The sequence below is a fragment of the Neobacillus drentensis NBRC 102427 genome (genome assembly GCF_001591445.1).
Taxonomy (GTDB): Bacteria; Bacillota; Bacilli; order Bacillales; family Cytobacillaceae; genus Neobacillus; species Neobacillus drentensis.
Map to the genome: position 1 here is coordinate 84,031 of NZ_BCUX01000025.1, position 11,693 is coordinate 95,723.

Here is an 11,693-nt window from a genome sequence, read left to right on the forward strand (position 1 = left end):
CATGGCAAATGTAACATTTAAAGGGAATCCGATTACACTATTAGGCAATGAAGTTAAGGTAGGGGACAAAGCTCCCAACTTTTCTGTGCTAGCAAATGACTTATCTGCAGTTACGTTAGAAAATACCAAAGGTCAAGTACGTTTAATTACCTCTGTACCATCTTTGGATACTGGTGTTTGTGATGCGGAAACACGCCGTTTTAATGAAGAAGCAAACAGCTTAGGCAACGTGAAAATTTTAACTGTCAGCGTTGACTTACCATTTGCACAAAAGCGTTGGTGTGCTGCAAGCGGAATCGAAAATGTTCAGACATTATCCGATCACCGTGACCTTTCTTTTGGTGAAGCATATGGGGTTGCTATCCAAGAATTAAGACTTTTGGCTCGTGCGGTATTTGTTGTTGATTCAAGCGATACAGTGACATACGTTGAGTATGTTAGTGAAGCAACAAACCACCCTAATTACGAAGCAGCCATTGAAGCAGCAAAAGCAGCAAAATAAGTTCAAAATACGAAGGCCTCGCATTGGTGAGGCTTTTTTATATGCGTAAGACTTGTATAAATTGTCGATACTCGATTAAAATGGATAAGGAAATTAAGGAGGAGGGGAAAAGATGAAAGTTTCTCCAGTAGAACAACTGTTTACGTTATTTAATGAAACGGCACTTCTTTTACAGGAAGAATTAAATTGTACATATTTAGAGGCACTTGCTGAAACAGGAGAGAATTTATTTCAAGGCTCTATCCTTCAGGATGAGGTCAGTGAACTAACTGAAAAAAGGTTAAGTAAACAATATGAACAGATTCATTTGAAAAATTTCTCAAACGAGGAAATTCGAAAGGCATATCAGTTGGTGATTTTAAAAGGGATGAAAGAAAGTGTGCAGCCTAATCATCAAATGACACCTGATTCAGTTGGGATGCTTGTCGGTTATTTAGTTGATAGATTTATGAAACAGTCCGCTTTTCGCCTGCTTGACCCGGCGGTAGGAACAGGAAATTTATTAACAACAGTAGTAAATCACCTACCTAAAAAAGTATCATCTATCGGTGTGGAAATTGATGACCTGTTAATTAAACTTGCCTATGTCAATGCAAATTTACAAGAGCACCCTATTCGACTCTTCAATCAAGACAGCCTTGAGCCGCTGTTTATCGATCCCGTTGATGCAGTCATCGGAGACTTGCCTGTTGGATACTACCCGAATGATGTGAGAGCAGCCGATTATCAAGTGAAGGCAGATGAGGGACATACCTATTCCCATCATTTATTCATTGAGCAAAGTGTTAAGCATACAGCACCTGGAGGCTATTTATTTTTCATTATTCCTAATGGATTATTTGAAAGTGACCAAGCATCAAAGCTAAGTGAATTCTTTAAAGAGCACGTCATTGTACAAGGACTGTTACAATTACCAATCAGCATGTTTAATAATAAAGATACAGCAAAAAGTATCATGATCCTTCAGAAAAAGGGAGAAGGCGTGCAGCCTCCAAAGCAAGCATTACTTGTCGATTTACCAAGCCTTTCTAATGCATTAGAGATGGACAAAATCCTATCTAAGATGGAAAAATGGTTCCAAGAAAACAAAGGATGAACGGGTTTGAACCCTGGTCATCCTTTTTTTTGAGTGTTATAAATGTTAGAAAGGTACCGAAATATGTGAATATATTAACATTTGTAATGTAAACGCTAACATGCAAATTATACCTTGAAATATAATATTCACAGTGATTAAATGAGGAAGGAAATAATCATGAGTGGTTTGCGCAAAATAATGGTGTACTAAACAAAATAAAACCAAACCAGTGTTGTTATATAAAAGGAGCGGTAACAAAAATGGCAAAAATTATTGCAATTAATGCAGGAAGTTCTTCTTTGAAATTTCAATTATTTGAAATGCCAAACGAGGAAGTTATTACAAAAGGAATAATTGAACGAATCGGTTTAAAGGATTCGATTTTTAATATTACAGTAAATGGAGAAAAAGTCCAAGAAATTATCGATATTCCTGATCATGAGGTCGCGGTTAAAATGCTTTTGGATAAACTAACCACTTTAGGGATTATCAAATCACTTGATGAGATTGTCGGAATGGGCCATCGTGTAGTTCATGGTGGAGAAACCTTTAATGACTCTGCCCTTATCACCGATAATGTGTTAAAGAAAATTGATGAATTATCAGAACTTGCACCATTGCATAACCCAGCAAATCTAACAGGAATTAAAGCTTTTATGAGTGTGCTGCCAAATGTTCCTGCAATCGCTGTGTTTGATACAGCCTTCCATCAAACAATGCCGGAAAGTTCTTACCTATACAGCTTGCCAATGGAGTATTATGAAAAGTATGGCATTCGTAAGTACGGTTTTCATGGAACATCACATAAATATGTTTCACAACGTGCTGCCGAGTTATTAGGTCGGCCAGTTGAACAACTACGCCTCATTTCGTGTCATTTAGGGAATGGTGCAAGTATTGCTGCAATTGAAGGCGGCATGTCGATTGATACCTCTATGGGCTTTACACCACTTGCTGGGGTAACAATGGGAACTCGCTCAGGGAATATTGACCCTGCTCTTATTCCTTATATTATGGAAAAAACAGATAAAACTGCTGAAGAAGTCCTTGATGTTTTAAATAAAAAGAGCGGTATGCTTGCTATGTCAGGCTTCTCTAGCGATTTAAGGGATATTGAAATTGAAGCGAAAAAAGGTAATGATCGTGCGCAGCTTGCTCTCGATGTTTTTGCCAACCGTATCCATAAATACATTGGTTCTTATGCTTCACGAATGAATGGTGTAGATGCGATTATTTTTACAGCTGGTATTGGTGAAAATAGTGATACAATTAGGGAAAAGATTTTAAGAGGCCTTGAATTTATGGGAGTTTATTGGGACCCATCTTTAAACAGAGTAAGAGGAGAAGAAGCATTTATCAACTATCCACACTCACCTGTTAAAGTAATCATCATCCCAACCAATGAAGAAGTAATGATTGCTCGCGACGTTGTTCGATTGGCGGATATACATTAATAAACAAAAGGCAAAAGCTTATTTAATGGCTTTTGCCTTTTGGCTTTTTATCCTTAGATATCCTTGTGATATACTGGAAATAGAAAGCGTTGCCGTGGAGGGGAATCAATCATGACATTAACTGACCGGGAAGCAAAGGTCTTGAATGAAATACAGGATTGGGAAAGAAATTTACGTGAATTTGAGCCCAATGATTTCCAATTAACTTATGAAAAATATTTACAACAATCATTCTCATTATTGCCTGAAAGGGTGCAAAAGCAATTTTTTTCAGTTATTGATAGCTGGCTGTTTCATTTACATAGTGTGATACAAGGCTCGCAGCTTCAAATCGATGCAAAAGAGAGAATTCTTTCTTCAGGGCGGATATTTCTAAAAGACATTGAAAAAATAGAAGACTTAAGTCAACTAAAAATTGAGCAATTACAATACATAGCTGAGCAGCAAATAGCAAGGCATCGATTCTATTCTTTTGCTCAAGGTGGTTTAGCCGGGACAGGTGGCCCACTACTTCTAAGTACAGATATACCAGCAATCGCAGTAATTAATTTACGGGTTGTTCAATTAATTGCGATGACTTACGGGGTTGAGGTCAATACCCCGGTTGAAATGATGACCTCTCTGAAAGTTTTCCATACGGCAACATTGCCGCCTAGGCTTCAACTAGAGGGATGGACTTCCTTGATGGATGAATTAGAAAATCGAGATGATCTTTATTTTTATGAAGGAAATGAACAAATTACAGATATTACTTGGATTGAACAGCCGGTGCAACAGCTAATGAAAGCGTTGGTTATTGCCTTATTCCGAAAAAGGGTGATACAAGGGATTCCGTTGGTCAGTATGGCAATTGGTGCAGGAGCTAATTATCAGTTGACCAGAAAAGTAACCGATGTCGCCCATAAATATTATCAACTGCGTTACTTAAGACAGAAAGAGGAGTTTGCTTGATGAGTATTCAAGAACATAAAAAAGTAGCCCCGAGGATGGTAAACTGCAAAGTAATCACTGTCAGTGATACCAGAGATAACGAGACAGACAAAAGTGGAAAACTGATGATGGAACTGCTTGAAAAAGCAGGTCATAAAATTATCGATTACGTCATTGTAAAAGATGAGGCTGCGCCCATTCAAAATGAAATATTAAAAGGCTGTGCGAATGAGGAGATTGATGTTATTTTAACAAATGGCGGAACCGGGATTGCTAAGCGGGACGTAACCATTGAAACGGTACAACTTCTGCTTGATAAAGAAATTGTCGGCTTTGGAGAATTGTTCAGGATGTTGAGCTATCAAGAAGATATTGGCAGCGCTGCAATTCTTTCAAGGGCAATTGCTGGTGTAGTTAATAATAAAGCAGTTTTCTCCACCCCAGGCTCAACCGGTGCCGTGAAGCTGGCCATGAATAAATTAATACTGCCAGAGCTTGGTCATGTAGTGAGAGAAATACAAAAAGACCTTTAAATAAAGAAAACTCCCTTTTCGGAATAAAGGGAGTTTTTTTAGTGATGGACTTTTGTTGAGAGAACTTCGTTTGCACGGTACCATAACCATAAATCATTAATAATCGAGGCTAACTCAGCAATTTCACTGTTCAGTTTACATGAGCGAGGGAAATTACTTTCATTAGAAAGAAGTGCTTGTTTCTGATTAATTTGAATTTCTAAATCTCTAATTCGGTCAGGGATAGAGCCGCGAATTTGTTCCCAATTTAAGAGAATCTCTTCCTGGTCCTTTAGGCTGAAGTCAGACAAATCCTTTAAATCGGGAATTAGAATACCTAGACGATCATCAAAAGTAAAATTTTCTTTCATGCGGTTCCCTCCAATCAATATATTTTATTTTATATTATTCTACTATACAGGGATAGGCAATTCTTCACAAACCTATTTTTTAGTCAATTAGGTTTCCAAAAGTACGAAGCAACGTTGCTGAGTGCTTTTGGAAACCCTATATCTATTCTGAATCTTTTTCTGTTCTTACGATGAGAACGTCACAAGCTGCATAACGGGTAATATGTTCTGAAACACTGCCGATAAAGAACCTTTCCACTACATTTAATCCGGTAGCACCGCAGAGAATTAAATCAGCATTGTGTTTTTTAGCTAAATCTCTAGGAATTCTAATTTTAGGAGAGCCGTAATCAATTTCATATTGAACTTTTGTTATCCCTGCATCCTCAGCTTGTTTTAGATATTTTTCAAGCATATCTTTTGCAAGCTTTTCAGCCCGATCACCAATTACCGTATCGTAGGCTTCTATTAATGCGAACGATCGAGTGTCAATAACATGAACTAATACAAGGTTGGCATCATTTCTTTTGGCAATTTCAATCCCCTTTTTAAATGCCCTATCTGCTTCTGTTGAACCATCAATAGCGACTAAAATATTCTGGTATTTAAGTCCCATGATTAATCATCTCCTTACTTAAATTATACATTATTTAACAAGGAATAACTGTTGCAATTTTTCGAACAATAAAGAGGTAACTTACAATGGAAAGGAGATTGGCAGGATGGTAAAAGGAGATCAAAATAAACGGTTTTTATTTGAGTTTGATGAACAGGGTACAGCTGAAGTAAGCCAGCAAATTATGAATTCATACAATAGTGGTTTTATTGGTGAAGGCACTGCAATTGCTGATAATGAGGATTTCTCTAGTACTGAGAGTTAAATGTGATGATATTGATGGACTGTCCTAAATTTAGGACAGTTATTTTTTTGGACAAATGTCTTGGGATTTTTACGTTTACGGGCGAATACCCAAGAATCTGCTTATACATATGCATATCCTTTAGTGTGTCATTTAATTAGAATGAGGAGGATAATTATGAGTACAGAAATGTATGGAATGCCTACTAATGTTGATGTGAACTATAATTTGGTGAACCCTGCAGATGAAAGGATTCATGGAGGATTTGGCCACGGAGGATTTGGAGGATTTGGCCACGGAGGATTCGGAGGTTTTGGCCACGGAGGATTCGGAGGTTTTGGCCGTCCAGGATTTGGATTCGGAGGTTTTGGCCGTCCAGGATTTGGATTCGGAGGTTTTGGTCGTCCAGGATTTGGATTTGGCGGTTTCGGCCGTCCGGGATTTGGATTTGGATTTGGTTTGCCGTTCTTGGGTGGGTTAGCAGCAGGTGCCTTATTATCTCCGGGTTACGGATATGGTTACGGATACGGATACGGAGACCCTTACTACCCTTATGACCCTTATTATCCTTATTATTAAGGAAGAATTAAAACAAAGGCTTTGCCCTATTCGGCAAAGCTTTTGCTCTATTTTATCAGTGGAATTCATATATGTATAGTTATCATCAACTATCATACATCTTACTTATGAAAAAGGTTATAATAAAATCGCCCTGGTTAATTTTACTATGGATAAATTTATTTGGAGGTAATCACATGCGGATCGGAGTACCTAATGAAATTAAGAATAATGAAAACCGTGTAGCCATGACACCGGCCGGAGTTGTCAACCTAGTAAAATTTGGTCATGAAGTTTTTATTGAAAAAGGAGCAGGTCTTGGATCTGGCTTTTTAAATGAGGATTATGAAACAGCAGGTGCAAAATTAGTAGATACAGCGAAGGAAGCTTGGTCCATGGAAATGGTTATGAAGGTTAAAGAGCCGCTTCCGAGTGAATATAAATACTTTCGAGAAGGCTTAATATTATTTACATACTTACATCTTGCACCGGAGCCTGAATTAACGAAAGCATTAATTGATAATAAAGTAATTGGTATCGCCTATGAAACGGTTCAGTTATCTAATCGAAGTTTACCATTATTAACACCAATGAGTGAGGTGGCTGGAAGAATGGCTCCTCAAATTGGTGCGCAATTCCTTGAAAAGGTTCATGGTGGTATGGGAATTCTTCTATCCGGTGTTCCAGGGGTTCAAAGAGGAATGGTTACTATTATTGGCGGCGGTGTGGCTGGAACGAATGCGGCAAAAATGGCAATTGGCTTAGGTGCAAAAGTTACCATTATTGATTTAAATCCTGACCGCCTCCGCCAATTAGATGATATTTTTGGATCTGATGTGACGACGCTTATGTCTAACCCTTACAATATTGCTGAAGCGGTAAAAGATTCAGATTTGGTGATTGGAGCTGTTCTTATTCCAGGGGCAAAAGCACCGAAGCTCGTGACGGAAGCCATGATTCAATCAATGAAACCAGGAAGCGTCGTTGTTGACATTGCCATTGATCAAGGCGGTATTTTTGAAACCACTGATCGGATTACCACGCATGATAATCCAACCTATGTGAAGCATGATGTCGTCCATTACGCTGTAGCCAATATGCCGGGTGCCGTCCCAAGAACTTCAACACTGGCGTTAACAAATGTAACGGTCCCCTATGCAGTTCAAATTGCCAATAAAGGCTACAAACAAGCGTGTCTCAGCAATGAAGCATTGTTAAAGGGAATCAACACACTTGGCGGCTATGTGACCTATCAAGCAGTTGCAGAAGCCCATGGGATACAATATTTAGATACAAAAACATTATTGGAAAAATAATAATTAATTCGTGGAAGAGGGACGGAGACGTTCCTCTTTTTTAATAAAAATAAAACCAGCTCCTAAAAGGAACTGGTTTAAAAAACAACTATGTAGCCGCATTTGCCGTATAAATATAAGAAAGTTTTAAACCACCACTCCTCAAAGTGGGTGTTCTCAGAAACTTTTCTGCATGTCCTCCAAGTCTTATAGACAGAGGCTTGTCATTTGAGCTCCAATGGTTAAACTCCCTTTTACAGCTTAAAGGTTAAAACTTTATTATGACTACGAACAACGCAGCTTGTATTTGTATATTACATCAATTTATAACAAAGTTCAATGTAAAAAATCCCCAAATTGACTTATTTTATGATTTGGAGCTCTTTTGGGAATTTAGTGAGAACTTTTGCCCCATCTGCCGTAATATATATGTCATCTTCAATCCGTACACCAGCTACATTTGGTACATAGATACCCGGCTCAATCGTGTATACCATACCCTCTTCAATGATGAGATTATTGGTCTCGGTTAATGATGGGTACTCATGAACACTAATTCCAAGGCCGTGGCCGAGCCTGTGTGGAAAATAGTCTCCATAACCAGCTTCAGCAATAATTCTGCGGGCCGTTAAATCCACTTCTGCAGCGGTTACTCCCGGCTTGCTGGCTTCAATGGCTGCGAGCTGCGCTTTTAATACCGTGTCATATATTTCCTTTTGCTTGTCATTAATGTCCCCATATGCCACAGTTCGTGTGATATCTGAACAATACCTGTCAATAACAACGCCCAAATCAAATAAAACAAGATCGCCTTTTTGAATTTTCGTTTCCCCCGGGTTTCCATGGGGAGATGCTGCATTTGCCCCAGTAAGGACCATTGTCGAAAATGACATTTCCGTTACACCCTTTTGTTTAAGGGCGTATTCTAAGGCATTAAGTATTTCCAACTCCGTTTTGCCTTCCTTGATTTCACTAGCACCGAATTCAACGGCGTAATCAGCAAGGGCGCAAGCCTCTTCAATAATTTTTAATTCTTTCGCATCCTTTATCATCCGGAGCATGCGTAATTTTTCCTCAGCAGAAACAAATGATGCCTGTGGGAATAGCTTTGAGAGTTGTTCATAGCGTTCCACATTCATATGCTCTTTTTCAATAGCTGCTTTTGACACGCTAGTTATTCTTTTACGGATGGATTTTAGAATCATTTCCCATGGGTTTTCAATGTCGCTATAGCCGATAATTTCATGGCCCCAACCAGAGCGTTTCGCATCATGAACTTCCATCGAAGGGCAAACAAGGAAGGGCTCGTCTGTTTGAAAGACTGCTAGTGCGAGCAATCGTTCATGTGGATTGGTATAATAGCCACTTAAGTAAAATACATTTTCTGATGAGGTTAGGAAGCTAACTTCAATATCGTTTTCTCTCATCCATGTTTGAAGCTTGGTTAATCGTTGATTCATTTTAATTCCCCCTATGTAATTCATTCCTATTTGAGATTATCAATTAAAACTTGAAATGTAAACTAACTGACGATATTCCCGATTCTGTTTGCTTAAATTCAATTTAGGTTGAATAAACTATAGATATGGAAGGAATTCCAGTTATTGTATGGAAATAGTTAATATCCGAAAATCGAGAGGAGAGAGTTGGATGAAAATTTCTTATCACGGACATTCAGTTGTGCAAATTCAGACGAATGGGAAAACCATCTTAATTGACCCATTCATCAATGGTAATCAATTGACAGACTTGAAAGTGGAAGAACTTAGACCAGATGTAATTATTCTATCGCATGGTCACAATGACCATGTTGGGGATACCCTGGAATTAGCAAAGAAAAATAATGCACTTGTAATTGCCAACCACGAAATTTCAACTTACTTAGGATGGCAAGGAGTTCTTACCCATGGGATGCACATTGGAGGTGCCCATCAATTTGAGTTTGGCAAAGTGAAATTAACTCAAGCTTTTCATGGTTCAAGCTTTACAACAGAAAATAAGGAACTCATCTATTGCGGTATGCCGGCAGGAATTTTATTTATGAATGAAGGTAAGACGGTTTATCATGCCGGGGATACGGGGTTATTTTCAGATATGAAGCTGATTGGTGAACGCCATCCGATTGATGTAGCTTTTCTTCCAATTGGTGATAATTTTACAATGGGTCCTGAAGATGCAGCATATGCGGCCAAGCTGTTAAAAGCTAAAATGGTTGTGCCAATTCACTTCAATACCTTCCCGCCCATTAAACAAGACCCGTTTAAGTTTATTGAGATGCTGGAAGATCAAAACGGTAAAGTACTCCATCCTGGGGAAGCAATTGAAATTTAAATGTCTTTGATGAATTTGCATACTTTTTTTCCTCCACAATGCATAAATATAGAACAAGCAGTCTTTTTTAGGGGAGGAAATTAAATTGAAAAAGAACAGATATTTACTTTGCCTTTTACTCTGTGGCATCTTGCTTTATTATGGAGCACCAAGACTATCCATTCATGCAGAAGGGCCCCAAGGGATATTTTCATTAGCCTGGCTCTCTTTTGCATTAATCGTCATCGCTGGGAATCTTACAGGTCTGTTGTATAGTCCAAAAAGGCATGGACAAAAACTTCAAGCGGAGCGACGACCCGGAAAGAAATCCAGATCGTTTCATTGAGAATTTTGCTAATGTGAGAATCCGCATTGAATCAAGGCTTTTAACACTCTATAATAAAATTTATACGTACTCCGAATTATTCTTAACAGAATGATTGGAATTTGATTATAGAGGGTGAAGGTCTTGGCCACTAAGCATGAACAAATTTTACAATATATTGATGGACTCCCTATTGGGGAAAAGATATCTGTCCGGCAAATTGCTAAGGCGATGTCAGTTAGTGAAGGTACAGCCTACCGTGCGATTAAAGAAGCAGAAAATAAAGGCTATGTAAGTACGATTGAACGAGTAGGAACAATTAGAATTGAACGGAAGAAGAAAGAGAATATTGAAAAGCTTACATTTGCCGAAGTTGTAAATATTGTTGATGGTCAGGTCTTGGGAGGAAGAACAGGCTTACATAAAACTCTCAATAAATTTGTCATCGGTGCGATGAAATTAGAAGCGATGATGCGCTATACGGAGGCTGGTAACCTATTAATTGTCGGGAACCGGACGCAGGCACATGAACTGGCTTTAAAGGCAGGAGCTGCCGTACTGATTACCGGTGGATTTGATGCTGAAGATCATATCAAAAAGCTGGCAGATAATCTTGAAATACCGGTTATTTCAACAAGTTATGATACGTTTACGGTTGCCACCATGATCAACCGGGCGATTTATGACCAATTAATAAAAAAAGAAATTATCCTAGTTGAAGATATTCTAACCCCTCTCGCTGATACTTTTTATTTAAAAACGACAGATAAGGTGTCAAAATGGCATGAATTTAATCAACAAACATCACACAGCCGCTATCCTGTTGTTGACCAAAACATGAAGATTCAGGGGATGGTGACAAGCAAGGATATTTTAGGCCAGGATTTTGAAGTATCTATCGATAAGATTATGACCAAACATCCGATGTCGGTTAATGGGAAGACCAGTGTAGCTTCAACTGCCCATACCATGGTCTGGGAAGGAATTGAGGTTCTGCCAGTCACGGATGACTCAAACCGTCTAGAGGGTATTATTAGCAGGCAGGATGTTTTAAAGGCATTGCAAATGAACCAGCGGCAGCCGCAGGTTGGGGAAACGATTGATGATATCGTGACCAATCAAATGGCATTAATGCAAGGAAGAGCAAAAGGCGAAGAGGTTTATTCCTGCGAAGTAACCCCGCAAATGACCAATCAACTTGGAACCATTTCTTACGGTGTCTTTACAACAATCGTCTCTGAAGCTGCCAACCGAATATTGAAATCATATAAAAAAGGTGACCTTGTCGTTGAAAATATGACCATTTACTTTATTAAACCAGTTCAAATGGAAAGTACTTTAGAAATTTATCCAAAAGTACTCGAAGTGGGGCGGAAATTTGGAAAAGTGGATGTAGAAGTTTTCAATGAGGGCATACTAGTTGGCAAAGCAATGATGATGTGTCAATTGCTGGATAGGAACTAGACAGTTTTATCAAATTTATATCCATAAAAAAAGCCGCTTCATTTTTCAGTAAAGA

The 11,693-nt window shown here is 38.6% G+C and carries 14 protein-coding genes and 1 other RNA gene; 11 read left to right on the plus strand and 4 right to left on the minus strand.

The genetic code is table 11. From position 1 onward, the window contains the following. The first annotated feature begins 1 nt into the window (after position 1). From tpx to BDR01S_RS14050, 5 genes are all read left to right on the plus strand, one after another. A complete protein-coding gene (tpx, locus tag BDR01S_RS14030) occupies positions 2 to 502 on the plus strand; it encodes a thiol peroxidase (RefSeq protein WP_066258147.1) in 501 nt (166 codons plus the stop codon). Between the two features lie 112 nt (positions 503 to 614). Beyond that, positions 615 to 1,598 (plus strand): class I SAM-dependent methyltransferase, encoded by a 984-nt coding sequence (locus BDR01S_RS14035; protein ID WP_066258145.1) that lies wholly within the window; start codon positions 615 to 617, stop codon positions 1,596 to 1,598. A 242-nt stretch (positions 1,599 to 1,840) separates the two neighbouring features. After that, positions 1,841 to 3,034 (plus strand): acetate kinase, encoded by a 1,194-nt coding sequence (locus BDR01S_RS14040; protein ID WP_066258144.1) that lies wholly within the window; start codon positions 1,841 to 1,843, stop codon positions 3,032 to 3,034. 111 nt (positions 3,035 to 3,145) lie between these two features. Beyond that, positions 3,146 to 3,985, plus strand: a complete 840-nt coding sequence (locus tag BDR01S_RS14045; protein WP_066258143.1) for an EcsC family protein — start codon at positions 3,146 to 3,148, stop codon at positions 3,983 to 3,985. Further along, entirely contained in the window at positions 3,985 to 4,497 is a 513-nt protein-coding gene (locus tag BDR01S_RS14050) for a MogA/MoaB family molybdenum cofactor biosynthesis protein (protein WP_066258142.1), read from the plus strand. The genes BDR01S_RS14045 and BDR01S_RS14050 overlap by 1 nt, the downstream gene beginning before the upstream one ends. Before the next feature lie 38 nt (positions 4,498 to 4,535). Here the strand turns inward: BDR01S_RS14050 and BDR01S_RS14055 are convergent, their stop codons facing one another. Then, entirely contained in the window at positions 4,536 to 4,847 is a 312-nt protein-coding gene (locus BDR01S_RS14055) for a hypothetical protein (protein WP_066258141.1), read from the minus strand. Positions 4,848 to 4,989: 142 nt separating this feature from the next. Beyond that, on the minus strand, positions 4,990 to 5,442 hold the full coding sequence (locus BDR01S_RS14060) for a universal stress protein (RefSeq protein ID WP_066258136.1): 453 nt from the start codon (positions 5,440 to 5,442) through the stop codon (positions 4,990 to 4,992). A gap of 106 nt (positions 5,443 to 5,548) precedes the next feature. Here BDR01S_RS14060 and BDR01S_RS25785 point away from each other — a divergent pair, with 106 nt between their 5' ends. The 3 genes from BDR01S_RS25785 to ald all read left to right on the plus strand — a co-directional run bounded on the left by BDR01S_RS25785 (position 5,549) and on the right by ald (position 7,560). Next, positions 5,549 to 5,707: a hypothetical protein gene (locus BDR01S_RS25785; protein WP_169801440.1), complete on the plus strand. Its 159-nt coding sequence runs from the start codon at positions 5,549 to 5,551 to the stop codon at positions 5,705 to 5,707. Positions 5,708 to 5,938: 231 nt separating this feature from the next. Continuing rightward, positions 5,939 to 6,265 carry a hypothetical protein gene (locus tag BDR01S_RS14065; protein ID WP_066363207.1) on the plus strand — a complete coding sequence of 109 codons (327 nt, stop codon included), beginning with the start codon at positions 5,939 to 5,941 and terminating at the stop codon, positions 6,263 to 6,265. Positions 6,266 to 6,441: 176 nt separating this feature from the next. Beyond that, positions 6,442 to 7,560, plus strand: a complete 1,119-nt coding sequence (gene ald / locus BDR01S_RS14070) for an alanine dehydrogenase (RefSeq protein WP_066258134.1) — start codon at positions 6,442 to 6,444, stop codon at positions 7,558 to 7,560. Between the two features lie 89 nt (positions 7,561 to 7,649). Here the strand turns inward: ald and ssrS are convergent. Then, a non-coding RNA gene (ssrS, locus tag BDR01S_RS14075) (6S RNA) lies at positions 7,650 to 7,845 on the minus strand. A gap of 56 nt (positions 7,846 to 7,901) precedes the next feature. Then, a complete protein-coding gene (locus BDR01S_RS14080) occupies positions 7,902 to 8,999 on the minus strand; it encodes a M24 family metallopeptidase (RefSeq protein ID WP_066258133.1) in 1,098 nt (365 codons plus the stop codon). A 190-nt stretch (positions 9,000 to 9,189) separates the two neighbouring features. Between BDR01S_RS14080 and BDR01S_RS14085 the strand changes: the two genes are divergently transcribed. The 3 genes from BDR01S_RS14085 (at position 9,190) to BDR01S_RS14095 (ending at position 11,638) form a co-directional block, all read left to right on the plus strand. Continuing rightward, entirely contained in the window at positions 9,190 to 9,870 is a 681-nt protein-coding gene (locus BDR01S_RS14085; protein ID WP_066258132.1) for a metal-dependent hydrolase, read from the plus strand. Positions 9,871 to 9,955: 85 nt separating this feature from the next. Next, entirely contained in the window at positions 9,956 to 10,195 is a 240-nt protein-coding gene (locus BDR01S_RS14090; protein ID WP_066258128.1) for a hypothetical protein, read from the plus strand. 123 nt (positions 10,196 to 10,318) lie between these two features. Beyond that, positions 10,319 to 11,638, plus strand: a complete 1,320-nt coding sequence (locus BDR01S_RS14095) for a CBS domain-containing protein (RefSeq protein ID WP_066258126.1) — start codon at positions 10,319 to 10,321, stop codon at positions 11,636 to 11,638. Positions 11,639 to 11,693 lie beyond the last annotated feature (55 nt).

Coding starts and splice junctions, on each gene's coding strand:
- tpx (WP_066258147.1), top strand. CDS start 2: ATGGCAAATGTAACATTTAAAGGGAATCCGATTACACTATTAGGCAAT.
- BDR01S_RS14035 (WP_066258145.1), top strand. CDS start 615: ATGAAAGTTTCTCCAGTAGAACAACTGTTTACGTTATTTAATGAAACG.
- BDR01S_RS14040 (WP_066258144.1), top strand. CDS start 1,841: ATGGCAAAAATTATTGCAATTAATGCAGGAAGTTCTTCTTTGAAATTT.
- BDR01S_RS14045 (WP_066258143.1), top strand. CDS start 3,146: ATGACATTAACTGACCGGGAAGCAAAGGTCTTGAATGAAATACAGGAT.
- BDR01S_RS14050 (WP_066258142.1), top strand. CDS start 3,985: ATGAGTATTCAAGAACATAAAAAAGTAGCCCCGAGGATGGTAAACTGC.
- BDR01S_RS14055 (WP_066258141.1), bottom strand. CDS start 4,847: ATGAAAGAAAATTTTACTTTTGATGATCGTCTAGGTATTCTAATTCCC.
- BDR01S_RS14060 (WP_066258136.1), bottom strand. CDS start 5,442: ATGGGACTTAAATACCAGAATATTTTAGTCGCTATTGATGGTTCAACA.
- BDR01S_RS25785 (WP_169801440.1), top strand. CDS start 5,549: ATGGTAAAAGGAGATCAAAATAAACGGTTTTTATTTGAGTTTGATGAA.
- ald (WP_066258134.1), top strand. CDS start 6,442: ATGCGGATCGGAGTACCTAATGAAATTAAGAATAATGAAAACCGTGTA.
- BDR01S_RS14080 (WP_066258133.1), bottom strand. CDS start 8,999: ATGAATCAACGATTAACCAAGCTTCAAACATGGATGAGAGAAAACGAT.
- BDR01S_RS14085 (WP_066258132.1), top strand. CDS start 9,190: ATGAAAATTTCTTATCACGGACATTCAGTTGTGCAAATTCAGACGAAT.